The organism is Vibrio sp. 10N.222.51.C5, from assembly GCF_041474575.1.
GTDB classification, from domain to species: Bacteria; Pseudomonadota; Gammaproteobacteria; order Enterobacterales; family Vibrionaceae; genus Vibrio; species Vibrio crassostreae_C.
In genome coordinates, this window is the sequence record NZ_JBFRUJ010000005.1 from 125,070 (window position 1) to 151,708 (window position 26,639).

The 26,639-nt window shown below is 42.1% G+C and carries 14 protein-coding genes and 1 pseudogene; 5 read left to right on the top strand and 10 right to left on the bottom strand.

The window, feature by feature from the left end; all coding sequences use genetic code 11:
* Nucleotides 1–35: 35 nt before the first annotated feature.
* The 5 genes from AB4558_RS01280 to dptF form a co-directional block, all read right to left on the bottom strand.
* The gene (locus AB4558_RS01280; protein ID WP_372157736.1) at nucleotides 36–1,235 is read right to left on the bottom strand and encodes a hypothetical protein; all 1,200 of its coding nucleotides are present in this window, start codon (nucleotides 1,233–1,235) and stop codon (nucleotides 36–38) included.
* Nucleotides 1,228–3,294 carry a hypothetical protein gene (locus tag AB4558_RS01285; protein WP_108145123.1) on the bottom strand — a complete coding sequence of 689 codons (2,067 nt, stop codon included), beginning with the start codon at nucleotides 3,292–3,294 and terminating at the stop codon, nucleotides 1,228–1,230. Before AB4558_RS01285 ends, AB4558_RS01280 begins: the two co-directional genes overlap by 8 nt.
* A gap of 283 nt (nucleotides 3,295–3,577) precedes the next feature.
* Entirely contained in the window at nucleotides 3,578–8,662 is a 5,085-nt protein-coding gene (dptH, locus tag AB4558_RS01290) for a DNA phosphorothioation-dependent restriction protein DptH (RefSeq protein ID WP_372157739.1), read from the bottom strand.
* The gene (gene dptG, locus AB4558_RS01295) at nucleotides 8,643–9,983 is read right to left on the bottom strand and encodes a DNA phosphorothioation-dependent restriction protein DptG (protein WP_372157741.1); all 1,341 of its coding nucleotides are present in this window, start codon (nucleotides 9,981–9,983) and stop codon (nucleotides 8,643–8,645) included. The genes dptH and dptG overlap by 20 nt, the downstream gene beginning before the upstream one ends.
* 1 nt (nucleotide 9,984) lies before the next feature.
* Nucleotides 9,985–11,580, bottom strand: a complete 1,596-nt coding sequence (gene dptF / locus AB4558_RS01300; RefSeq protein ID WP_372157743.1) for a DNA phosphorothioation-dependent restriction protein DptF — start codon at nucleotides 11,578–11,580, stop codon at nucleotides 9,985–9,987.
* Nucleotides 11,581–11,898: 318 nt separating this feature from the next.
* Between dptF and AB4558_RS01305 the strand changes: the two genes are divergently transcribed.
* The 5 genes from AB4558_RS01305 to AB4558_RS01325 all read left to right on the top strand — a co-directional run bounded on the left by AB4558_RS01305 (nucleotide 11,899) and on the right by AB4558_RS01325 (nucleotide 18,259).
* The gene (locus tag AB4558_RS01305; RefSeq protein ID WP_372157745.1) at nucleotides 11,899–12,756 is read left to right on the top strand and encodes a WYL domain-containing protein; all 858 of its coding nucleotides are present in this window, start codon (nucleotides 11,899–11,901) and stop codon (nucleotides 12,754–12,756) included.
* Between the two features lie 72 nt (nucleotides 12,757–12,828).
* Entirely contained in the window at nucleotides 12,829–13,773 is a 945-nt protein-coding gene (locus AB4558_RS01310) for a hypothetical protein (RefSeq protein ID WP_372157748.1), read from the top strand.
* Between the two features lie 196 nt (nucleotides 13,774–13,969).
* Nucleotides 13,970–14,737 carry a 1-acylglycerol-3-phosphate O-acyltransferase gene (locus AB4558_RS01315; RefSeq protein WP_017065917.1) on the top strand — a complete coding sequence of 256 codons (768 nt, stop codon included), beginning with the start codon at nucleotides 13,970–13,972 and terminating at the stop codon, nucleotides 14,735–14,737.
* Between the two features lie 147 nt (nucleotides 14,738–14,884).
* On the top strand, nucleotides 14,885–16,255 hold the full coding sequence (locus tag AB4558_RS01320; protein WP_136974080.1) for an MBL fold metallo-hydrolase: 1,371 nt from the start codon (nucleotides 14,885–14,887) through the stop codon (nucleotides 16,253–16,255).
* A 456-nt stretch (nucleotides 16,256–16,711) separates the two neighbouring features.
* Entirely contained in the window at nucleotides 16,712–18,259 is a 1,548-nt protein-coding gene (locus AB4558_RS01325; RefSeq protein ID WP_372157751.1) for an alanine/glycine:cation symporter family protein, read from the top strand.
* 146 nt (nucleotides 18,260–18,405) lie between these two features.
* Here AB4558_RS01325 and AB4558_RS01330 read toward each other — a convergent pair whose 3' ends face one another.
* The 5 genes and pseudogenes from AB4558_RS01330 to guaB all read right to left on the bottom strand — a co-directional run bounded on the left by AB4558_RS01330 (nucleotide 18,406) and on the right by guaB (nucleotide 26,593).
* Nucleotides 18,406–18,999: an acetate uptake transporter gene (locus tag AB4558_RS01330; protein ID WP_010440610.1), complete on the bottom strand. Its 594-nt coding sequence runs from the start codon at nucleotides 18,997–18,999 to the stop codon at nucleotides 18,406–18,408.
* 352 nt (nucleotides 19,000–19,351) lie between these two features.
* Nucleotides 19,352–20,901: pseudogene (locus AB4558_RS01335) on the bottom strand (Na+/H+ antiporter NhaC family protein).
* Between the two features lie 274 nt (nucleotides 20,902–21,175).
* Nucleotides 21,176–22,873 (bottom strand): glycoside hydrolase family 19 protein, encoded by a 1,698-nt coding sequence (locus tag AB4558_RS01340; RefSeq protein ID WP_372157754.1) that lies wholly within the window; start codon nucleotides 22,871–22,873, stop codon nucleotides 21,176–21,178.
* 324 nt (nucleotides 22,874–23,197) lie between these two features.
* Nucleotides 23,198–24,751, bottom strand: coding sequence for a glutamine-hydrolyzing GMP synthase (gene guaA, locus AB4558_RS01345; RefSeq protein ID WP_372157757.1), 1,554 nt, complete (start codon nucleotides 24,749–24,751; stop codon nucleotides 23,198–23,200).
* 378 nt (nucleotides 24,752–25,129) lie between these two features.
* Entirely contained in the window at nucleotides 25,130–26,593 is a 1,464-nt protein-coding gene (gene guaB / locus AB4558_RS01350; protein ID WP_017062496.1) for an IMP dehydrogenase, read from the bottom strand.
* Nucleotides 26,594–26,639: the final 46 nt, after the last annotated feature.

Sequence of the window (26,639 nt, forward strand, 5' to 3'; positions counted from 1 at the left end):
AAGCAACAATAGGGCTTCCTCTGCAAGCCCTATTGTTAGAAGTTTTGTTCATCGCAAAAATATGAAATTTCGTCAAATACATCAATCGACAAAAATTCATCAAGTCGATGAGAAATATTATACCATTTTGATGCTTGCTGATTTATTTCATTCTCAAAAGCCAAAATGAAACTAGATATTATATCAATTGATGCCCTCGATATTTGCTTAGTAAGCTTCACATTTCCATGAGTTAGCACAAAATTATTTCTCAACTCTTTAATTTTCTCCAATTCATTGATTAAATTGGGATCAATAGAACTAAACTCATCTTGAGTTTTTATCTCAGACCACTTTCCACCAAAACCAGAAATAAAACGGTTGTTAACTAGTAAAGTATCAGGCTTAAATATTTCACCTTGGCGATTTAAAGCATCACCAATACGAGCTCTTCCAAAAAAAACCAGCAAACCATCACAGTACGCTTCTAACGCTCTAAAAGCATACATAAATGAACTAGAAATAACATTAGATGACAATTTAAACTCGGCAGCTTTAATAAAAAACGAGGACAATAGTTTAATAGATATTGGATAGCCATCCACCTGCTTCAGACTTAAGTCACTATTATTTCTCAGGCTAAATAAATCATTCAGGCATGAAATCTTTCTTTCCTTAAAAGTATTAGTACATAGGTAATAATCGAAAACTGAACTTTGATAAAAAGATCTTACTTTATCTAATTCATTTAAATTGAGCATTTCTAAATACGTTTCATCTTTTCGATTCCAAACTTCCTCGTCTAAAAAAAAACCATCTTTAGATATAAATCTTTCATCATATGTAGAGATGTTTTCTAGAAAATTAATATAATTACTTAAATTATACTTCAAAGTCGAAGATAGTGTACTTGATGCTACCATAGACTTTAACCTGAACAATCGAACCCTAGCTTGAGTTCCAAAATTATTTCCCTGAAAGTCATATATATCAATTTCTAAATTTAACAATCTTCCCGTGTTCACACAAACTGGCATTAATTTTTCAACTTTCAAGGATTCCAGAAATAACACGTCGCTATACTTTTGATTAGTAACCCTTAAACTAAAGTCTATTTCCAATTCCGTTAAAGATTGTAGTTCATGTTCATATAACTCTCTAGAGGATACAATTATAACAGGTGAGTATAAGCACATACCCACCATTGCATTGTCATTATCATCCTCCCTAATATCAACTAGATAATTACTATTCATCTTCACCATCATCAGAAGTAAAAACTAGTGCGCTAGCTTCAATACCAAAGCAAGAACGTAAAGAATCCAAAGCAGTATCTAATTCTGTAGAAATAGCTTCTGTAATAGCTTTATCAAACGGTTCATTTGCATTTCTTCTCTCAGACGCTGTTGATGCTAAAATCAACTTTTCATCTCTTTCAGATTCTAATTGCAATAGTTTTTCCCTATCGAATGAAGAAACAGAAAAATTAACTTTATAATTTTTCTCAAAGTATTTCTTCTTATCTAAGGTCATTCTGTTTACATACGAACTAAATTCTTTAGAAGCTAGATTTAACAACCTTTCAGCACATGACTCACTAACGATCCCCTTAACTTTCGCTAAAATAGAAGGAGAATTCAAAGAGCAAATTATCAATCTTGATAGCTGCTTCCTTGTTTCTTTTGTTACTTTAAGCTTATTAGCATTATATATAGTATTTTGAACATAAGGCTGTCTGAAATCATAATTTCTACCACAGTCAATCAAGCTTGAATCCAATAGTAATATCAATATTTCAGTTGCTTCTTTCACCGTAAACCCAGAAGCGACTACAATTTCTAGTATTTTAAACCAAGACTCTATTATTGACTTCTGAAATATTGATCTTCTAACAATTTCAGAAACCTTCCCTTTTCTATTAGCAAGTAATACATTATAGAATTCCGAACGAAGTTCCCTTGCTTTCTTTTGAGAACTATCTATCGGATCATTGAATAATATATTATTCTTTACCAGAGATGCAGAGTCAGAGATAGATTTCCTTTCCGAAATTGCTTTTTCAATAACTTCATCTAATGAGTCTTTAAATGTATCATATAGAACCTTATAAGACTCAGACTCAAAAAATATCTCTACCAAATGCTTGGTTATATTATCGTTAACTAATTCAGTTAATTTGGATTTATGTTTAATAGAGATAGATTCTAAAGGGAATTTTTCTGGTTTAGGCTTTTTATTTTCATACTCATCAACCCCAAAGTCAAAATCTGATATATTATCATCTATCTTAAGAATTTCATTAATCAGTTGAATACCAGATTTATTGTTAAACATCTCTTCAAATGCTGAGTTCAAAACTCCAATGCTAGTTGTGGTATGTTCCCGACTTATATTCAATGATTCTTTGTGATTTTTAGTATTCCATTCAATTAAACCTAACCCTTCATTAGATAAACTAGGAGAGTTGAGAACTTCATTACAAAAATCTCTACAAATAACAGAACCAAGAGAATCATCTTTTAATAAAGTAAGAAAATGCCCACTGACTCTTTCAACGGTCGAGTTAACATCGACAAATAAACTTCGCATAACGCTCTGGATATTTGGAATATCTTGTCCATCAGAAGACAATGACTTTATTGATTTTGGTGAGTACACAACACAGACCGGTAAAACAATATTTTTAACGCTTTCGTAATGTTCTCTTCTTAAGTAGTTCAGGGCATATAGACGGTGCTGCCCATCAATAACAACTAATTTAGCTCCTTTCATTTGCTTTGGACTCAAATTTAGAGAAATTTCTGCCTGAGTGGATGTAATTCGTATCGACTTATCAACAAGGTCACTATCTAAAATATTTAAGTCAAATCCCTTCTTTGCAGGATAGTTTTCAACTTTGAATACTCCTGGCCATTCTCTCGTATGTGTCCCACCAAATTTATCTTTTATAAATTCATACTCTGAGTCAGGGTAAGTTTCTACAATATTATCTTGATTATCAGTCTCGACTACTGCCACTAATAAAGGCGGAAGAAATATAATTTCCTTCTGCTTTTTTGTTCCATCAGTATAAATATACTGACTAATTTCACTTAAAGCTCTCTCTTCATCAATATCCCTCTGAATTAAATAGTCAAAATTCAATTCAGAGTACAAATCTCTAGCCAGACTAAGGTGTGGAAGTTCATTAATGGTAAAAGAAGTCATTACAAATTCTATCGGTATTGTCGACTCAGTATCAAATATTCCAAATGCACCACTTCTACTAAACTCATACTTGTAACCATCTTCTAAAGGTCTTCTTTTGTCATTCATTATTATTACCCATTTTTCAATTCATTAACCAACCTCAGTAGTTAATACTAGTAAGCACATCAACCTTAAATAACCTGTAATGAAAGAATACCGATATTTATTCTTACTAACTTTCATATACAACGTATTACTTTATAAATTTAAGTTACCTAATGGGCTAGAGTCCATCTAACTAAAACGCGAGGAACTCCCGGATCCAATTACGAGTTAATATGCATCTGCATTATATTACTATGATATAGCATAACAAAAAACGCCCTAAAGGGCGTTTAAAATCAGTTGTTTATTGAAGAAGCTCCCAAAATGCTCTATCTCTCATTGGGAGTATCTTCTTCGCCCCATCAATGTATAAGCTGTAGTGCTTCTCTAGCTTATTGATGGTTTCCATCAGCTTCTCTTGTTCTGCTTTTTCGTTTACACCAAACATAGCTTTTAGCTCTTGTGGGCGAATCTTCGCGACGCGGTGGATGACCCAAGTAAGTACATAGCTTGAATAGTCGTTCTCGCCTGTTTGGAAGTGAGTGATGTCTTGTGTAGAAAGAATTACACCTACCCCGTACTCGCGGCCTTCCTTTAAGATCTTACGTAAGCTTGGGAAGTTCTGAGACATGAAGTTATCCGCTTCATCCACCAAAATCATCTTGGTGATTTGACGGAAGTCGCCTTGTACTTCAGGCTTACCTTTCTTCTGCATTTGCGAGTAGAAAAGATCTAATGTAAGTGCGACTACAAGGTTTTGGATCTCTGATGGGTAACCCGCCAGCTCAACTACTGTGATACCATCAACCAAGTCATAAAGGCTCATGCACTTGGTATTGTCGTCTTCAAAGATCTCTAGCTCGTACAAGCTCTCAAGTGCCGCGTATAATGAATCTTCGTCTGGGTCTGTCTCAATGAACAAGTCCCATACTTGTGAGATTGTTGGAGCTGGTTTTGACCAAGTGCTTGGATCCGCTTTGCGGATACCCGCTAACTCATACGCTTCACCCACCAGCTTACGCAAACGCAGTTGCTGTTTTTGGCCTAAGCCAAAGGCTTTACCCATGGTTTCAGAGAAACCACGTGCGGTGTGCACTGGCAGCATTGGTGTATCACCAAACAAGCTCAGTGGATTGTACGGCAGTTTATGAAGGTTAAACTTCTTACCTGCAGTCGCTTGTTGGAATTTATCGTCTACATAATCGGATTTGTAGTCGAAAATAAGCATACCAATAGGCGCACCGTTTACGTTGTCTGCTTGGTTGCGGTAAAGCTGAGTGATCACTGACTTAGTAAACTGCGTTTTACCTGTACCCATTGTGCCGATAATACCGGTATTGGTATTCATGAATTTGGCAGTATTAGTTGGCTCCCAGTTGAGTGGTGCTTGTGTTAACGCATTGTGGCCAAATAACACGTTTAGGTTGCTATTAGCCTCAACCTTCATAGGCTCAACTGCTGGCACTACTTGCTCTTCAACAGCAGGCTGTTCAGGCTGCACTGATTCTGTAGTCTCCACCTCATCAGACTCCACAAGTACTGGCTGAGGTTCAGTTTCAGCGAGTTTTTCTAAGTGAGTTTCGCCATTCAACACATATTCACTTGGTACATGGCAGAGTTTCACTACATCTAATTCGTTTAACACTTCTTGCAGCGGAGTTTCCACTAAGCCAGGAAGTAGCCCCATCGGCAGGTCGACTTTTAACACCCCTTCCATCATTTGGTAGTCGGGTTGTAAACAGCCAGCCCCTTCAAGGTGGCTAACCACAAAGCCCTCTGGGTAGTCTGCAATTTGACCAAGTGAATAGTCGCCTCTTAGCCACTCTTCTTTGTTTGCCAGCAAAGTGTCGAAGTAATCATCAGCAAAAACTTTGTATAAGCGATACTTATCAACTTGCATCAATACTTGGCGCATAAATAGGCCACGGTAAAGCTTGCTCGCTAGGTCATCATTTCCTAGTAAGTCTTGGCTTAAGTAACGTAGTAGCTCTTTCGACTGTTTAACGGCTTTGTTGTAATTCGGCACCGAGCCCGTTTTCACTTCCACAGGTAACAAATACATGTCTTGGTCTTTGAAGCCAACCAGCAACACATCGTCAGAAATTTCGCCTTTCTTGTAACCTTGAACATTACGAGAAAATTCACTGTCAGACATCTTCAGGCCAATATTACCCGATACACGAATCATCTCGGCGACAGACAGCGGCACCCATGTAATGTCTGAATCATGCACTAGGCTAGTCACAAACTTGTAGGCACCAATCACGCCTTTGCGCTCTTTATTGATGGTTGGCGCACAGGTCATCATTTTCAACAGCCAATCACCGTTGAACGCGTTGAACTCATTGATTTGGCCACCATCACCTTGCTTGATGACTTTCTCAAACAAATCGCGTTGCGCAGTAACGGTGATTGCATCGTAACTAGATGAGCTAGTGTACTGATCTGAATAGTGAATCAATACCACGTCTTCATTACTATGGAAGAAGTCCAACGTCACTTTAGGATCAATAATGGTCGTCCAGATAGAGCTGTCGTACGAACGTTCAAGTAAACCTTTAAAGTCTTCACTTACGGCAAGGGCAACCGCGTTTGCACCGTGATATTGAGTATTCGGCTTGAGTGCAGGTTTTAACAGAGCACCGACGTATTTAGCCATCATCAAATGTGGGTAGTCTTGGTAATCCGTACCTTTCAATCCAAAGCCCGTAAAGTACGAGCCAGATTTACTTTCAGAAGCATCACCCGTTAGTAGGCCGTCACAAGCTATGCCTGATGCCATATCTTCAATCGCAATGTCTGAGCAATCGACCTTGTCGTTATTACGGAAAAAGGAAAGATGCGCATAAGACTGACCATCTTTTTCGGCTTGGGCATTCGTGAACTTGCTGTAAGTTAGGCGCGTGCGAAGAATATCGATAATAGTATCGGCAACTTCACGAACTTTACCCTTGTTCAGCTCTAACCACTCTTTCAATTCATCGTAATTGGCTGTTTCTGCGAATCGGTCAAACGCATTAAACGCTAACTTGTCGTCATACAGATTAATATGAATCGACGCAGCCTGATCTTGGTTACTGCGGACATAATCCACCAGCCCCATAAATAACTCTTCAGCGCTGTCTTGGTTCACCGCATTAACGATAATGCTCTTCTCGGAGCCAGTGAACAATTGGCTGAATGCCGTTTGGAACTCGTCGATTTTCTCTTTTACCAACTTACGAACGAAAGTAAGAGAGCTTTTCTCTTGAGGTACACTCTTGATCCAGAACGCGTTCTCTTTGACCTGTTGGTTATAAGAGAACTCATGTTTTGGATGGTAAACGTATGGCAGTAAACCTTTTGGCGACAAGCGTTCAAACGTAACATCAGGAAGCTGAGCAAAGCTCTTGTCATTACGAATCGCATTTCTTAGGTTGAGGTAATACGCCAAAATCAGCGGGTGGAAAGGTGAGTAGTACTCTTCACCTTCAGATTGTACCAAACCGATTTTCAACGCTGATTTTTGCTCTTTGGTCAGCATGCTACCCGTTGGGATCGCTTCAAAATACGCTAAGCAAGCATCCACTGTATTTTGGACAAGTGTTGTAAACTCATCGCCCCAAGATGCTAATGAAGGAGTACTGCGGCGTTGTTCTAGGTAATCAAAAAGCTCAACGTAAGAAGAGTGAATAGCCTCATCAATCGCTTGCAGGTCATCGAGCTTAATCGCACCCGAATCAGCAATAGAAACAACTTTTTGGTTGATGAAATCTTCTTCCCAACGAAGCAGCTTTAAACGAACACCCGGTACAACGAACTCGCTATTATCGATGCCTACTTTGCCTTTTTGAGAATAAAACTCGCCGTTATATTCATCTTTGAAAAGCTTGTGATAACGACCTCTATTGATCAATAAAGGTAAGCTCAATGAATCGGTGGCTACTGCACCTTCCACATTAAACTTAAGCTGGTTATCGCCAGATTTTACTGCAAAGTCAATTTCATCAGCTTCATTAGCTAAGGCTTCAAAATCCACTACGGCGTAATCTGCTGCATCAACAACCTGCTTAGCATCAAGCAGTGAACATGCGCTGCCTTCGTTGGCTCTGATTTGCAACTTGTTCTCTTCCATATTCAAAGTTAAGCGCTGCTTCGCTGGTGCAGGCTCTACCAAGAAGATGTTTTTGAACGGTTCAATATAGAACTCGCCCTTACGAATAACTAGGCAACGGAAATTATAGACTTCAGATTTGTTCTCACGCTTCAACGCCAAGTTAAAGAACAGTGGCTCATGCTTATACGTACCTTTCAAGCTAGCTCGTGTCGTTTTAAAACTGTTACGTGTTTCAATTACTTCTTCGTTATTCAGCGCTTTTGCTGGCTGAATTTTGAATTGGCTTTTATCAAGATTACTCGCACCCTGGAAGAGAAGCTTCAGTTCAAACTCATTTACATCTTCATCTAACTCGATGATTAAGTGGCGGTCACGCATGCCCGCTTTGGTCTCTGCACGGTTACGTGCAGTGATTGCCATGCCATCGCTAGCTTGCTCCTCTTCAAGAACAAGTTGCTGCTGAGCATTGCGCTTTTTCTCTTGTAGGAATGCTTCGAGCTCAACGTCTTTCCATGCATCCGTTTCTGAGAAGTTCTCTTTAATAAATTTCTCGCCGAATGATTTCAAGCGGTCTTGAAGCTGACCACCAAAGTGTTCAACTTCAAAAGATAGCTCTTCATAAAGCGCACGGTTATCTTCTAGGCGTTTTTTAATTTGCTTAGGGTTACCACTCATTTCAGCTACAAGTGGATCTTCAAACATACCCAACTCATTGAAGCGTAAGTCACCGTCTTCAACTGCTTTGTATAGAGACTCGAAACCAAACATGGTTGCGCCATCTTCTAAAATGGCATCGAATTGGTCATCAAGCAGACAGTTCGATACATCGCGCCCTTTGTCTTGCTGATCAATTAACCCTTTCATTGCCGCTTTGATCTTTGATGCGCTCCAAACCTGTCCCACTTGAGCCAAGTCTTCTGCAGAATTTATCAAGGTATCAAGCAAGCTGTTGTGGATCACTACTAGTGCGCAACCTTTTAAGTAGCCTGATTGACTCGCCACTTCGTCACGTAAGTGAGAGATGTAGTTTTCAGTGAAGCCTTCGAACTCTGCTGGGTTTTCGCTATGAATCACAGGTACGATTTTGCAGCCTAACAGTTCAATGAATGGCAACTTGATATCATTAGTCGCATCAATACTGTTTTCAGAATGAGCCGTCATCGCCTGATACAAACGCATGCTATTTTCATTGTCTGGCGACTTAAACTGATAACGGAAACCTGCCTTAATATGTGTTTCAGCATCCGCTAAAAACTGCTCTACTAGAAAGGTCTCAAATTGTTTTACGGACATATACTGCGTCTCCACTATCACTCATGCGCTCTACGTTTCCGATGCGCTCATAGAATTTAATTAGTTCTTGTTCTGTTTGTTTATCAACGAAAATGCCACGTTGCTCAAAGGCCGTGATCAGTTCGTGGAAACGGAGTTTGTCCTTTTCTCCAACAACTAGGTTGGTTAATAAGATTACGTAGTCTTGGTTAAGTACTAATACTCGACCGCTGCGGCCTCGGCTTTGAATAAAAGGGGCTGCCATAATTTTCTCTATAGAAGTGGCATACTTTTCATCCAATCCTTTTTTACCACCGGACTTAAACTGTGCTTCAGCTAAATAAAGCGCATTGCCAAGCCAATCTAATGCTGAATTTGCACCTTTCATTTCCACATTCAAGCCGCGCTTAGTTTTAAATGCATAAGCAAATTTCTTCAGTCTATCTTCTAATCCCTCATGATTAGAATCCTGAATACGGCGTGAAATCTCCCACAGTGGAACTTTTACTTTTTCTTCACCACCTTTACAAGGCTGAAGCATCTCTAGCATTGTTAACATTGGGAATATACGAATGAACGATTCGCTAATTAACTGGTAACCATGATTTTTTATATGTGTCCTTTCTTTACTTGCTCGCTCATGATCCATAATAAAGTAAAGAGGTTTTGCTACAGGCTCTTTTCCTGTTCGCCAGTCAGGTAGTGATAAACTTAGCTGAGCCGTATATGTGAACGCATAAAAAGAAAGAAAGTTCTCAAATTCACCCTGTAAATACTTTGGGCGCTTAGATAAGAATTTAAAATCTTCACGAAAAGCACGCGTTAACCCTGGAAGGTATGGAACTTCAGTCTGAGGCTCTAGTTTGCCATCTTCTAACTTCTCATTGAGAACAGACAGGAATTCTCTTTCAATAAAATTAGACTTGGTATTAAAACTCTGAACTTGTAAGTTCATCAATAGATTGGCAAACATCCTTGCTACACGCTCATCAACTGGAGAGCACTCATCTTTGTGAGCTTTGAAAAGCAGCATTTCCGGGCTAGTTCTAAGGACGTCCTTCTTTTCAAAGTACATCTCACGCAGAACTTCCCAAAATTCTTCTTGTCCTAGTTTTTCTTCAAACAGTTCATGGCAATCTGCTTCAAAACGGTCAATTGTGTACTTACCAATTTTCTTTCGCAGCACTCCTTGAAGTAGCAAGCCAATAACAGTATCCCAATCAAAAGGTTTTTCATTTGTTCGAATAGGAAAATAGCTATTTAGACTATTGATACTCGAAACTTTATCGGATTGAGTTGGCAATTCAGGGCTAAACGGGGTTATAAACTTATCCATAGTCATCTTAAATACCACTCACTTCGAAATATTCATCATCTTCATTCACGACCTTATAGCGTTTGTCGTTTTTCAGAATAAACAGAGTATTCTTTTCGTTCGCTACCGTGATGATCTGCTCTATTACTTCATCCAACAAAAGCACCGCATTTTTGTCATGCTTATTCGGTCGGTACCCTTGGTTGATTTTTTCCAACAACTCCAACAAGTTAATACTTATCGGCATTGGCAGAAGTGAATGGTTGTCAACTCGAATATGAGCGTTAAATGAGCCTATCTTGCCCACCGCTTGTGTTTTAATCGATGAAAAATCAGGTTTCACTTCAAGTTCAGCTGCTGTTTTGAAGCCGTTGTATTCAGAGACAAAGAATTGGTCTTTATCAAGTGATGGCGAATTGCGGTTACAGTAGCGATGCACAGCTGAAATGAGAGTGTCTTTATAAAACTTATTCAACTCTTTCTTCTGCTTTCCTGAACCATCAAACTCACGGTGAAGCAGCCAGATGTTTGCGTATTGATCGACCAACGAATTATCAAAGTCTGCTTTCAGCTCATTGATATAGTCATTTGCAAATTGCTCTTCGTCTTTCAACAAGTAAACCATACGCAAGTATGAAGCAGCAGTGAGCACATCAAATACACCGAGCGCTTTCACCTGATCTTTAAGTTGTGTAAAGCCTTCATTTTCAATTCCCAAACCAAACTGAAGAACAAACTCATCTACTTTACGAGTGTGAATGTTACTTGGGTCAAAGCTTTGAATATGCTCTAAAAGCTCGTTATCTGAGCCAGAGAATAGATTGTCGAACAGGTAGTCATCACCCGCTAAGATCTGGTACACAAAATCCAGAAGCGCTCGCGCCGTTAGGAACTGATCTTTGATTAAGCGAGCTTTCAGTAGCAAAGAAATAATATTCTTCTGCACTGACTCTAGCCCTAGCAACGCATAGTTTGCCGTGAGCTTGCTGTGACCTAGTTTTTGCACTTCACTGTCATACAGTGCGTAAAACGGATTATCTAGCGTTGGCTCAGTCAAGCGAGCGAGAAACTTAGCTGCAAAGTCAGAGGTGCTAACTTCATGGCCCAGAGTAAATTTAGGGTATTGCTCGAAATCTAAGAAAATATGGTTCGTTGGAATATCGTCCGTTTTGTTTTCCAAGAACGCTTTTATCGAAGCTTTAATATCATCATGTTGTTCAGCACCTTCCTCAGCATAGTTGCCTAACATTCCGATATTAATGCCAACAACAAGTGGCTTATCATTTCCTTTGAACTGTGAGAATCGCTCATCCAACGCATTGATTGCCGTCTGATTTGGGTTAAAGCTGTGTGTCGCATCCAGATGGAATTCATGTGTCGCTTTATGCTTCTGGCTGTACTGAGTCAGAATCTCAGATTTACCATCACCGCTACTGCCACACAAAAATATGATGTCACTTTTCTTAGAGGACAGCAGCGACTTTTTAAAGTCCACTTCGATGTCTGTGGTGATGTACACATGGCTTTTATAATCAGCCAGAAGATCTTGATTTTGCTCTCTTTCTGTACTTACCGCGTAGGGCGATGATTTAGAAAGTATGCTGAGGGCTTTTTCTAAGTTCAAAGGAATCTCTTCAAAATTTGATTAAACGGACTTTTTTTGTGGAGATAAATAGTATCAAACACGGAAAAGTAACGGTACTTATAACCATAAAAAAATGGAATGAGTGGATGAGCTAACATCGCCATATGCAAATTGTTTATCTTACTCGCTTTACAAACAAATATTGTGTTTAGTATTAGAAAAGTATGATTTAGCTTACATTGCGTTACGTAACACTCCGCAATTTTAACCGTTGAGTGTGTACTATACCCATGTAAAAAATGTACGTATATTCTGTACACATCAACATGTATCATTTTCAGGCATTAGATAATTGTTATGACAATAAAGTGGGATCAGTTACTGCGCTTCAAATTAATCGAAGTTGTTGCATTGTGGGAGGGTCGCGTTACGACTAATCACCTATGTAACTCTTTCAACATTAAGCGACAGCAAGCCTCTAGAGACATCAAAGCTTATCAAGAGCACTTCTCTGCTCCACCACTTGTTCATGATCGTAGTATTAAAGGCTTCCGACTTACTGATCATTTTGCGCCAAAGTTTACAAAAGGCACTCCGAATGAGTATTTGTCACTACTACACAAATACAACAGTGACCATGTAGACGGCTTTAATTTAAAAGATCTGGGGTTCGCAGACTCTATTGTCCTTTCAGTCCCAGACAGGCAGATAGCCCCTATAATCGTTCGTAGACTTCTTCAAGCGGCACGAGAAAGACGCAGAGTTGATATAGAGTATGTATCAATGGATAACCCTGAAGGGCGAGGCAGAAATATTGTCCCGCACACTATCGTATTTGATGGATTTCGCTGGCATGTGAGGGCATATTGCGAAGAAAGAAGGATGTTCTTAGACTTTGTATTGAGCCGATTTAGAGGTGAGCCTGAGCTGCTCAACCAATCAGAGATTAACATCGAAGACGATGAAGATTGGGCAACAGAAGAGATAATCGAAATCATCCCAAATCCACACCTTTCACCAGCACAACAGCAAATAGTGAAAGTCGACTACGGGATGCATGATGCGCCATTTACAATTGACTGTCGACGAGCATTGATTAAGTATTTGCTCAAACGTTTGGATGTCTGCGTAGATACTAAGAAGCTCTCTTCAGCTCCCAAAAAGTACCAATTAACCCTAGCGAATCCAAAGAATATAAAACGCTGGTTGCTATAGTGGTATAACAAGACATTCCCCATAGGTAAATACTCACTACCTTTACCTCGATAATTCAGAAATGGTTCAAAATTGACAGTTAACACATACTCGCACATAGATACCCCATTCAATCTGCGCCACACCTGTTGGTTTTGTGGTGAACCTTCCAGTAACCTTGTTGAATTCCCTAAGACAGCGCAGGCTGTTGCCAAGATAGGCCATTCACCGATAGCACTGCCGGCTTGTAATGAGTGTGCGAGAATTAACTATTCAAAGAATCTAACCTCAATTTGGTCAGTGCGCGATCAGATAAAACACACTCTGATAGACAAGTACGCTAAGCACCTTAGCATCGGTGAGAACTGGACGGAGCAAGAGCTTATTGATTCTGATTTCTCGGGTTCGACGCTCGGTGGGTTTGGGCGCAGCGCTTGGAAGATGTATCAAATCGCCAAACAACGCGTCGATTATAAAGGCTGGCCTTTGTCGGTTGATGACATCCCACTTGAGGTATACGACGAAACCAGTGGCTTTGAGTTTGACGGTACTCGTTATGCCTCAATCAATTCATGTATCGACTATTTCACCAAGGCAGCAGGCGTAGACAAAGAGCTGTTGTCGCAGCTTGTCGACATCGTTTCATCAGAAAGGTTTAGCTACGCACTGCGAATCACCAAGCTGAACAAGAATGTCTCTAATACCAAGCGCTCGGAGATCGTCGAAGAGGTACTACAACAAGAGTCTGAACAAGAAGAGATACTGCTTGAGCAAGCTAATTCAATGTTTAACCCAAACGTCGAAGAGGTGAATATTTCAGGCTCAATAGCGCCTGTATTTGCCATTCAGTGGGCGCTGGCTAACAAGGTTAAAGATTTAGCCCACCTTTGTGCTCTCGAAGATGAGTATTTTGACTATTTCGAGCACCTCGGCGGCCCTGCAGCTTTCATGTCCTATAACGGCCTACAACTCTATTTAGAGTCGCGTCAAGATCCTGAATGGGTAGAAGAGTTGGATCCAAATAAACAGTATTGGTGAACATGCCTCGCTACTGGTGAACACGTGTAAGCTCGATAATCGTGTCAAACACCCATTGTTAGTCCTTGTTTTATATAAAGATCTAAAAACAGAACCCTATAACAGTTAATTGTTGCAATTCGGTTAAATAGAGTGAAAACTTCAAGCATCTAAAACTATTTAATCACTGCCATCTGCGGTGAGTAAGGAGTGAATTGTGCTTGCTGTTCTTCGTATTATTTTGGCTACGGTGTTTATTATTTTCACCACTCTATGTGCTTTTGTTTACTGCTTGTTTAGCCCCAAGAACCCCAAGCATGTGTACGTTTTCTGTCGTTGGTTCAACCAACTCCAAAAGATCATCGGTGTAAAACTGGTGCAACGCGGCCTAGACAATGCCCCGACACCAGAAAACAGCGTCTACATCTCTAACCACCAAAGCATATTGGATTTTGTGACCGATCCAGGAATGCTAAGACCACGCACCGTTTCATTGGGCAAGCGCGATTTGTTGTACGTGCCTTTCTTTGGCCTGCTGTATTGGATCACCGGTAACATCATGATTAACCGCGAAGATAAGTCCAAAGCACGCGATACCATCAAGCAAGTGGCGGAAGCGATTCATCAGAGAGATCTGTCTGTTTGGGTTTACCCGGAAGGAACCCGTAGTAAAGGGCGTGGACTATTGCCATTCAAAACGGGCGCTTTCCGAATGGCAATCGAAGCTGGTGTGCCTATCACCCCGATGTGTACCAGCACCACGCACAATAAGATCGACTTGAATCGAGCCAATAATGGCATTGTGATCACCGAGATGCTGGAACCTATCGATGTATCCGGATACAAGCTTAGCGACGCAAGAGAGCTGGCCAATCGCTGTCACGCACTCATGGCAGAGAAAATAGCAGAGCTTGATGCCGAAGTGGCTCGTTTAGAGGCGCAGCAAAAACCAGAGTTGGATTCAGACCGTTCTTCTACGAACTAACTCGCAACGAAACCACTGAGTCATCGCTCAGTTACTTAAAAAGACACTCAACGATCGCAACTCTCATTGTTCTTGTTTTACTTGCTGGCGCTTATCCGCAAAATAAAAACAGGCGTTAACGGCTTTATAGAGCAATGGGAGCAAACGATGGAAGTGATTCACCATGGTGGCAAACATACTGTCACAGGATCTTGTCACGAATTAAGAGATTCAGGCCAAGCGGTGCTCATCGATTGTGGCCTTTTTCAAGGTTTAGATCTTCAAGGTAAAAAGCTTCAAGGTGCGGACACTCGCCCTCTTGATATTGAATTTGAAACATCTCACCTCAACGCTCTGCTGCTGACCCATACTCACATTGATCATATTGGCCGATTACCTTGGTTACTCGCCAGTGGGTTTAACCAACCGATTTATTGCACGCAAGCCACCGCTGAACTTGCCCCTTTAATGATTGAGGATGGCTTAAAGCTGCAAGGACTCAGCAATAAACAGTCGAAGCTGATACTCAAAAAGATTCATTCGTTAATTGCTCCCAAGCCTTACGGGGAATGGTTTCCAATCACGTCTAAACAGCAAAACAACGGAAAGGATCATGATAGGCCAAATACTCTGTATGCTCGCTTTCAACCTGCGGGGCACATCTTAGGTTCTGCCTATATCGAGATTAAGTTACCCAACCAAGAGGTGGTAGTCTTCTCTGGCGATTTAGGCCCAAGTAACACACCACTACTGCCCGATCCTAAGCCACCACGACAAGCCGACTATCTGTTTATCGAATCCACTTATGGCACCAGTACACATGATGATATTGCTACGCGAGCTGAGCGTCTCAAAGCAATCATTGATCGTTCACTGCTCGACGGTGGCGTTATTCTAATTCCGGCATTTAGTATCGGCAGAACGCAGGAATTGCTGTTTGATATCGAACACCTGATCTTTGAGCATCAACTCAGTAGCGATATTCCTATTATTCTCGATTCTCCGATGGCTCAAAAAGTGACGCGTTCATACCGACGTTTTAAAGAGTTGTGGGGACAAGAAGCAAAGCAGCGTCTTGAACTGAAACGCCACCCACTCGCTTTTGAGCAGTGCATTACCGTTGATGGACATAGAATGCACAAGAAAATCGTGAATCGCCTCAAGTCGACAGGTGAACCTGCGATTGTGGTCGCAGCTTCTGGGATGTGTCAGGGTGGAAGGATAATGAACTACTTATCCGCCTTGCTTCCCGATAAACGAACCGATGTAATTTTAGCTGGCTATCAAGCGCACGGAACGCTCGGACGAGAGCTGCAACAAGGGGAAATGCAGGTTTATATTGATAACAAAGACGTTGAGGTTAATGCTCAAATTCATGGCATGTCTGGCTATTCTGCCCATGCTGATAAAGGGGACCTCTACCAATTTATAGAAGGCATCGCGACGCCACCGAAAGAGGTGCATTTGATTCATGGCGAGCCAAATACTCAGTCTGAATTCGCTAAAGAATTACAGGCGCGAGGGTTCGTGGTTGTTTGAAACAGGCATCAAATTAACAACTTTTACTAGGTAGATATTAAAGCCTCAATTATCAAACCTTCAAAAGCCATAGTCTCTTAGACCTGCTAGCTCACCCAATGTAGGTGATATATTCCAACCTACTTATCTCACCATCCATATGTCAGCCGTTTATGCTAAGCGGCTTTAACCGCTGTTTTGCGCAATTTCGTTTCTTATGCGCATCTCAAGATCCCCTTTCTGTATTAATCACTATTTATTCACTTTGCAAAACACCAGAAAAACACAACCAGTTGCATAGGTAATTAAATAGAACGATTATCAAATTAGCACTAAGCGTTAACAAACACCCCCTGTAACATGCTTTATGTCACAGTAATCCTAATGGGCAGTTAAATAATTTAACACTCGAGTTACAAGTGAAGTATTGTGTTGTTCGAAAAACAATCATAAGCAAAACTAACAGGGAAAATACTCATGCAGTCATTCGTTGATTTTTTGAATGGAATAATCTGGAGCCCAGTACTTATCTACCTATGTTTAGGTGCAGGTTTGTTCTACTCCATCATGACTCGATTTGTTCAAATCCGTCACTTCTTTGAAATGTGGCGCTTGCTACTATCGGGTAAAAGCTCATCAAAAGGCATCTCGTCTTTCCAAGCTCTAGCCGTTTCGCTATCTGGCCGTGTAGGTACAGGTAACATTGCTGGTGTTGCTGCCGCTATCGGTTTCGGTGGCCCAGGTGCAGTATTCTGGATGTGGGTTGTAGCCTTCTTTGGCGCCGCGACTGCTTATGCAGAATCTACGCTAGCGCAAATCTACAAAGAAGAAGACGAAGGCCAGTTCCGTGGTGGTCCGGCTTACTACATTGAAAAAGCAATGGGTCAGAAGTGGTACGCATGGATCTTCGCAATCGCGACTATTTTTGCATGTGGTATTTTGCTTCCAGGTGTTCAGTCAAACAGTATTGGTAATGCTGTAGAAGCTGCATTTGGTTCAGGTGACATGATTGAAACAGCTGTCGGTACATTCAGTTTCGCTAAAATTTTCACCGGTACTGTTGTTGCTATCATCCTTGCTTTCATCATCTTTGGTGGTGTTAAACGTATTGCGAAATTCACACAGATCGTTGTTCCTTTCATGGCATTGGCTTACATCATCATCGCGTTCGTTATCATTCTGCTAAACATCAGCCAAGTGCCAACTGTTTTCGCAATGATTGTTGGTGATGCATTCACACCTATGGCAGGCTTCGGTGCTGCAATTGGTTGGGGTGTTAAGCGTGGTGTTTACTCAAACGAAGCAGGTCAAGGTACTGGTCCTCACGCGGCAGCTGCTGCAAGTGTTGATCACCCAGCTCAGCAAGGTTTAGTACAAGCATTCTCTATCTACATCGATACTCTTCTAGTATGTTCTGCTACAGCGTTCATGATCATCATCACTGGTGCTTACAACGTTCACGGCGGCGCTGAGGGTGTGTTCCTTGTTCAGAACCTAGCAGCAAACATTGGTGCCAACGGTCCTGTATTTACACAGCTTGCTATTGAAAGTGCACTACCAGGCATTGGTAAGCCGTTCATCGCATTTGCTCTGTTCTTCTTCGCATTTACAACGATTCTTGCTTACTACTACATCGCAGAAACGAATATTGCTTACCTACGTCGTACCATCAAGATCCCTGGCATGATGTTCGTACTTAAGCTTGTTCTTATCACTGCCGTTTTCTATGGCACAGTTAAAACAGCGAACCTTGCATGGGCAATGGGTGATGTTGGTGTTGGCTTGATGGCATGGTTAAACATCGTTGGTATTCTGATCATCTTCTTCATGTCTAAGCCTGCGCTTAAAGCTCTAGCTGACTACGAAGAACAGCAGAAACAAGGCGTAACTGAGTACACGTTCAACCCTGTAAAACTAGGCATTAAAGGTGCTACTTACTGGGAAGAGAAGTACAAGCGTAAGACAGGCAAGTCTCCTGAAGCAGAAGCTGCAGACACTAAACCTGTAGAGCAACCTTCAGCTTAAGCTTTCCTTAGCAAATAGGTCGCTTTAAAAAAATAGCGCTATTAATAACGCATAAAAAAGGGGTTAGCTATTTCGGCTAACCCCTTTTGTTTTATTCATAACCAATAAATGGCTTATAACAAACTAACTGTTCCCGAGTTAGAGTATTAAGCAGCGATTTCTTGTGTTGCCATTTGAGGTGCTTTCTTCTCACCGATAGGCAGTACTGTGCGGCCGTATTCGTTGTTGATTACTTGTGCCATTGCAAAGTAAATAGCTGAAGCGCCACAGAAGATACCTTCAAAACCAGCGATAGTGCCGATTAGTTCGCTGCCAGTGAAATCACGAGCTGCAAGTAGGAAGAACAAGATAGTTAATGAACCGAATACTACTTGTTTCGCCACTGGGTAGCATAGAGAACCGATGAACATGAAGCCTGTGAAGATGCCCCATAGTAATAGGTACCAACCCATGAATGCAGCAGGGCTTGCAGGTAGGCCCATGTAAGGCATCACGATTAAACCAACCAAAGACAACCAGAATAGGCCGTAAGAAGTAAACGCAGTTGTACCGAACGTGTCACCACGTTTGAAACACATTGTGCCCACGATAACTTGGCTCAAACCACCGTAAAAAATACCCATAGCAAGAATCATTGAATCGATTGGAAAGAAACCTGCGTTGTGGATATTAAGAAGAATAGTGGTCATACCGAAACCCATTAAGCCTAGTGGCGCTGGGTTAGCTAGTTTGGTCGACATTGCGAATTTACCTTATTAAAGTGGTTGATTAAAAAAAAACAATAAAAGTTGTCAGAAAATTTTAATCTATAAACCGTACAACTAGGTAATCCAGTTATCGAAAACTAAGATTGTGTAAATGATCTTATGGAAAATTAGTTTCATAACAACGCTAATTAATTCATAGAACCTATAAATGAACAAATTCCCTGTCGCGCTATGAAAAAGATGCGAGTAACGAGATGCGAGATACGAAAAGAGTCTTTAGATTCGAGTAAGCGGGAAACTAAATTGCAAACACGAGTAATAATAGGGCGAGCTTTTCGTGACTTGTTTACTCCATTAAATCTCGTATCTACTTGGACAGATTAAATTACGCTTGTTGTGGTTTAGATTCAGACACTTGAGATTGAACGTCTGAAGAAGCGTTTTTACTCGCATCGCGCTTGGCTAACAACGTCACGACAATCAACTGAGCAACAAGAGCGCCTAACACAACCAATGCACTTCCCGTAAAGCCTGCGACTACAAAACTAATCAGAGCAATAGAGCCGTTCATCAATGCGTAAGGAAGCTGCGTCTTAAAGTGTTCAAACTGATCACACCCTGCCCCGGTTGAAGAAAGAATCGTGGTTTCAGAAATCGGTGAGCAATGGTCACCAAACAAGCCACCAGACAACACAGCGCCAATTGCGACGAGAAGCGGAGCATCTATCGCAATCGCGGTTGGAATAACCAATGGCATCATTATCGCGAAGGTTCCCCACGACGATCCCGTTGCGAATGAAATGATAGCCGATAATAAAAACGCGACCGCAGGTACTAACCAGTAAGGGAAACCGCTCTGTGCTTGCTCAGCAATATAAGCCGCTGCACCCAACTCTTTACCAACGGTGCTTAATGCCCAAGCCAGTACCAAGATGATCGCGACTGGCATCATGTTTCCCATACCTTTTAAGTACACAGAAACACCATCTGAAAGCTTTCTTACACCGTAGTAAGCCATTAGCGAGATTAAGGTAATCGCCGCAAAGAAGTAAGCCGATGATAAAGCAGCTCTGAACGATGAACCTGCGACCTTTTGGAATGGGAAACCTTGTGGTACCAGCATGGCACACAACACCACCAGCATCACTAACAATGGTGCCCAGACAAAAGATGCCTTTGCATTTTTATGCGAGAACGGATTTAGTGATTCGTTATTCACGCCAGAGTTAATTCCCGCCTGGCAATCACGCTCAGCTTTTGCCATTGGCCCAAAATCTAAACCTTTAACGGACACGAGCGGAACGATGAAAATCGCGAGGAATGCGTAGAACTGAAAAGGAATCGCACCGATGAACGCATCCCAATCAGACATATTGACATTCAACGCCGTAAACTCTTTTTGAATCAGGCTCATGATATACACGCCCCACCCGATAAAAGGGATAAGGATCGCGACGGGTGATGATGTAGAGTCGATGATGAATGCTAGCTTCTGTCTTGAGAGTTTCAGTTTATCGAAAAGGGGACGAAAAACAGGGCCAACAATTAACGGAGTACCTAAGTCTGAGAAAAATATCACGATTCCACCCAACCATGCTGACAATTGGGCTTGGCATTTGTTGCTTACCCATTGAGTAACACGCTTGGCAAACGCAACACCACCACCTGACTTCTCCATCAGAGCAACAAAGCCACCGATGAATACCAACAGCATGATCACGCCAGCGTTGTAACTGTCAGTCAATTGAGGGACTAGGTAACCTTTAACCATGGTACCAAACGTATCAAGTGGGTTAAGTTCGCTAAACATGCCAGTCAGCATTGCAACACCACTCAGCACACCAGCAAAAGGCCTATCACCACATTCCTTGTCGCCAACGACAACACCAAAGTAATCACAATGGGGATGAGTGACGTGATATCTGTCTGTTCCATAGGTACACCTTAACCCTAAAATAAAAGAATAAATATAAATTAAATTTGAATATAAATTCACAATCACCATTTGTACAGAACTTTATCCTCTAACTGGATAATTAGTCTTTAAATGCGCTTCAGCATAGCCAAATAGACCAATCGCCCTGCTTAAATAGCCAAGTTCGAAACGGAAAAAAGCCGAAAGTAGAAACTTTCGGCTTTTGATTATTTATATCGCTATGGTCGTACTACTGAGCTCGTAACTTAGGCCACCTCTTCAGTATTCAGACTATCAATTACAACTGATTTCATCCCAGAACCAATTTGACTGAACTGGGCTTTCCCAAACACCTGGGCCGTTTTTAGCCACGAAGCACTTACCGTTATGCGTCACTTTATCGCCATTACTCACTTGGCTAACGCCCGCTTGCCACGTGATAAACACAGATGGGTCAACAACGACAGGTGACTCGGTAACTGGCGGTTCAACTGGTGTTGGGTCTACCAGAGCAGGATCAACAGGCGATGGATCTGTCACTACCGGTGGTGTTGGCTCTCCAGCAATCAATTTCCAAGGGCCGCCATTGGTAGGGTCATCCCCTTGTGTCCACCATTTCGCTTCATAGGTTGCACCGTTGTGAGTCACTTGGTCACCCGCGTTGTAAACCTTGGTCGCACTCCAACCATTACCACCCGGATCAGTACCAGGATCTACCGGATCCAGCTTATCGACCACTTTCACTTCAGGCCAACTCGCATGAGAACCATAAAAGTTGGTCACACACTTCTCGTAATCGCCAGCCACCAGTGCGGAATAAGCAGTTTGAAAGCCCACTAGCTCACACTCAAATGAATACCCTTCTGGGCGGTCTGCGTAGTATTTCCAGTTACCATCCCAGTTGGTGTACAACACATCCGTTGCTCCGTTGAGATTCAAGCTTCCGTAAGGCGTTTGCTGCCAACATGTATTGGCTTCATCGGCTTCTACAGGAATTTGATAGTGCGCGGCTAACCCTTCCCAGTAACGAATACGGTTAACGGGTTGGCCTTTGTCTTTGTTCTGCTCACCACACTCGATACCACCATTAATCACGTTGATTGTGGTACCAAATCCATAGCCAATTCCTGCATCCAATTCGCGCTGAGAGGGTGTCCAAGTACGGTCAATAACATGCAGCATGGCTGGTTTAGGTGCTTGAGGAGTAAGGAAGAACCAGATAGCAGAAGCCAAGTTCAACCATGAATCAGCAACCAAGCCTGGATTATTCAATAGCACCGTTGCATCGCCATCGAACATCACTTCCGAGAACGCACCGTAATTAAAGTGGTAAGAAAGCTGTTTAGCACCACGACCGAAGTAGCCCTGCCCCGCGGCACATGGCCAACGTGCATTCTGCCAATCGTTCTGACCACAACCCGTGGTATAACCTTCTTGGCCTTCAGACCAACCCATTTCACGAACATGCACCAGCGCTTGCTGCCACTCTTCTAGAGCTAATGGATTATCAGAGGTGTTGCCTATCGCGATGTGCCCACCCGTCTCTTGTGAAAAGTGAGCAAAGGCCGTGATGATGGATTTCTTACAGATGGCATCGGAGTCACGGCCATCGGTGTACTCTCCACAGAACGCTGGGAATTTACCGATCGCACGTAAGAAGCGAGTGTAGGTGTATTCTGGCGCTGCCATCTGAGTGAGGAAGTCCCATTCAGATTGAGGGAACACGCGCTCTACACGCTTTATGTTTTCAGGATTCGAGGGGGAACCGGGTTCAATCGCTTCAACGATTGTATTCGGGCGAGTTTGAAGGGCCTGTGACCAGATCGCATACATAGGATCGGATGTTTTCGCTTGTTCAGCAGCTTGTAGAGCCGACTTTTCAACAAGGTAACCATTCGGGTTTTGCGGATCAGGTTGAATGTTCAAAGACGCATGACTTTGCGCTGCTAATGTGCAGCCCAGTACTGTCGCCAAATATTTGATTTTTAACATGATGGATTCTCTTATCTGTCCTTAATAAGTCCATCAAAGAGTATGCTTCACATGTGGAATGGCCTAGCTGTAGCTGTGTGAATTTATAAAAAGTGCGAGTGATCTTTTTGATACATGGCTCAGCACAACAAAGCGTCTCATGGTTTCTTGAGCTGATATCTAGTTTCCAACTCATTTGGTTTCTAGTTATTGTTCATTTGATTTCGAGGTATTGCTCATAAGCCTTTAATGTAATGAATCAATATAATCAATCGAAAAGAAAAAAGCCCCGAACTGAGTTCGAGGCTTAAGATCTTAATCAAAGCTGGTTAAATCTCTAAGAGATTATTCCCACTCGATAGTTGCTGGTGGCTTACCAGAAATATCGTAAACAACACGTGAAATGCCGTTAACTTCGTTGATAATACGGTTAGAAACTTTACCTAGGAAGTCGTATGGTAGGTGTGCCCAGTGAGCAGTCATGAAGTCGATAGTTTCTACGGCACGTAGAGATACAACCCAATCGTACTTACGGCCATCGCCCATTACGCCAACTGAACGTACTGGTAGGAATACCGTGAATGCTTGAGATACTTTGTGGTAAAGGTCAGCAGCGTGAAGCTCTTCAATGAAAATAGCATCTGCGCGACGCAGTAGATCACAGTACTCTTTCTTGATTTCGCCAAGAACACGAACACCTAGACCAGGACCCGGGAATGGGTGGCGGTAAAGCATGTTGTATGGAAGACCAAGCTCAAGGCCGATCTTACGTACTTCATCTTTAAACAGCTCACGTAGAGGTTCAACAAGACCCATTTCCATATCATCAGGAAGGCCACCAACGTTGTGGTGAGATTTGATTACGTGTGCTTTACCTGTCTTAGATGCAGCAGACTCGATTACGTCTGGGTAGATAGTACCCTGAGCAAGCCATTTAGCATTCTTCAGTTTCTTAGACTCTTCATCGAAGATATCTACGAATACGTGACCGATGATTTTACGCTTAGCTTCTGGTTCAGCTTCGCCTTCCAGAGCTTTAAGGAAACGATCTTCTGCATCGACTTTGATGATGTTTAGGCCGAACTGGTCACCAAACATATCCATAACTTGCTCAGCTTCGTTTAGACGAAGAAGGCCGTTATCAACAAATACACATGTTAGTTTGTCGCCGATAGCGCGGTGAGCAAGCATCGCAACTACAGATGAATCAACACCACCAGAAAGACCAAGGATAACTTCGTCGTCACCTACTTGTTCTTTAATACGTGCAACTGCATCTTCAATGATTGAAGCTGAAGTCCACAGACCTTCACAACCACATACGTTAAGAACGAAGTTCTCAAGCATTTTCAGGCCGTTTTTAGTGTGTGTTACTTCTGGGTGGAATTGAACACCGAAGTACTTCTTCTCTTCGTTTGCCATTGCAGCGTATGGGCAAGTGTCTGTTTCAGCGATCTTTGTGAAATCAGCTGGAATCTCAACTACTTTGTCGCCGTGGCTCATCCAAACATCTTGAGTAGACTCAAGGTCAGCGAAAAGTGCAGATTCGCCAGTCACTTGTACCGCTGCGTAGCCGAACTCGCGCTCAGTAGACGTTGCTACTTTACCGCCAAGTTGCTCAGCCATAGTTTGCATGCCGTAGCAGATACCGAATACAGGAACACCTGAATCAAATACGTACTGAGGTGCACGTGGAGAGTTCTCCTCCGTTACACTTTCAGGACCACCAGATAGGATGATGCCGTCTGGATTGAATTCACGAATATCCGCTTCTTCTACGTCCCAGCTCCAAAGTTCACAGTAAACACCGATCTCACGAATACGACGAGCTACTAGCTGTGTGTATTGAGAACCGAAGTCTAGAATTAGAATACGTTGGTCATGAATATTTTTAGTCATTGTAAGCAGTCTTATTGGCTATGTGATAAAACGGAGGTGAGTTTACTCACCTCTGATTAACTCTTCAAGAAATAAAGCAAACGTTTTCGTTAGATATCTTTAACCACGTGTTTTGAGACAATCGGACTTTTAACAAAACAGGCGGTAGATATAATACCAATCACAGTAAGTAAGTGTTCAGGAATAGCGTAGGAAAAAAGCCTGAGAACGAGGCTGCTCTATTCGACAAAGAGTTCTGATAAGTAGTTATTCTACAATCAAAAATTCTAACGAAGTTATCGAGGTTTTTAACAAGCTAGGATGACCAGTTATTTACTACGATTGGTATATTAATGTGCCGACTAAATCAGCACATTATTCAAACGTTTGGACGTATTATTAACCTAAACGGTAGTTAGGTGCTTCTTTCGTGATTTGAACATCGTGTACGTGAGATTCTTTCATTCCCGCACCAGAGATACGAACAAACTCAGCTTTAGTACGCATGTCTTCAACAGTTGCAGAACCCGTTAGGCCCATGCTTGAGCGTAGACCGCCCATCTGTTGGTGAACGATCTCTTTTAGACGACCTTTGTATGCGATACGACCTTCAATACCTTCTGGAACAAGCTTGTCTGCAGCGTTGTCAGATTGGAAGTAACGGTCAGAAGAACCTTGAGACATAGCGCCAAGAGAACCCATACCACGGTAAGACTTGTAAGAACGACCGTTGTAAAGAATAACTTCACCCGGTGCTTCTTCAGTACCCGCGAACATTGAACCAACCATCACACAAGATGCGCCAGCAACGATAGCTTTACAGATATCGCCAGAGAAGCGGATACCGCCATCTGCGATTACTGGAATACCGTATTCGTTAGCTACTTCAGCTGCGTCTGCGATTGCTGTTACTTGAGGAACACCAACACCAGTAACGATACGAGTCGTACAGATTGAACCTGGGCCGATACCAACTTTAACTGCACTAACACCCGCTTCGATAAGAGCACGAGCGCCAGCGCCAGTTGCTACGTTACCACCGATGATTTGTAGATCAGGGTATGCAGCGCGAGTTTCGCGGATACGGTTAAGTACGCCTTCAGAGTGACCGTGTGAAGAGTCGATAAGTAGAACGTCTACGCCAGCTTCAACTAGAGCAGCAACGCGCTCTTCGTTACCAGCGCCAGCACCAACAGCTGCACCTACACGTAGGCTGCCGCGCTCATCTTTACAAGCGTTTGGTTTACGTTCTGCTTTGTGGAAATCTTTTGCAGTGATCATTCCAGTAAGTTGGAAGTCATCATTTACAACAAGAACTTTTTCAACACGCGCTTCGTGCATTTTCTCTTGAACTTCTTCACGAGTTGCACCTTCTTTAACAGAAGCAAGGCGAGCTTTAGGTGTCATTACTACATCAACTTTCTTAGAAAGGTCAGTAACAAAGCGAACGTCACGGCCAGTAATAATACCAACAAGTTCGTTTGTTTCAGTAACAACAGGGAAACCGGCAAAGCCGTGTTTTTGGGTAAGGGCTACAACATCAGCGATTGTCGCGTCAGGGCTTACAGTTACTGGGTGAGAAACCACACCAGCTTCGTAAATTTTAACCTGGCGAACCATTTCAGCTTGCTGCTCGATTGACATATTCTTATGAATAAAGCCAATACCACCTTCTTGCGCAAGGGCAATTGCTAGGCGTGCTTCCGTAACAGTATCCATCGATGCAGAGATCATTGGGATGTTTAAAGAAATGTTTTTCGTTAACTGAGTGCGAAGATCAGCTGTGTTCGGAAGAACGGTTGAGTGTGCTGGGACGAGTAAAACGTCATCAAAAGTTAAAGCTTCTTTTGCGATTCGTAGCATTTGCAATATCTCACAACAAAGGTGTTAAAAGGAGTAAACCCAACTT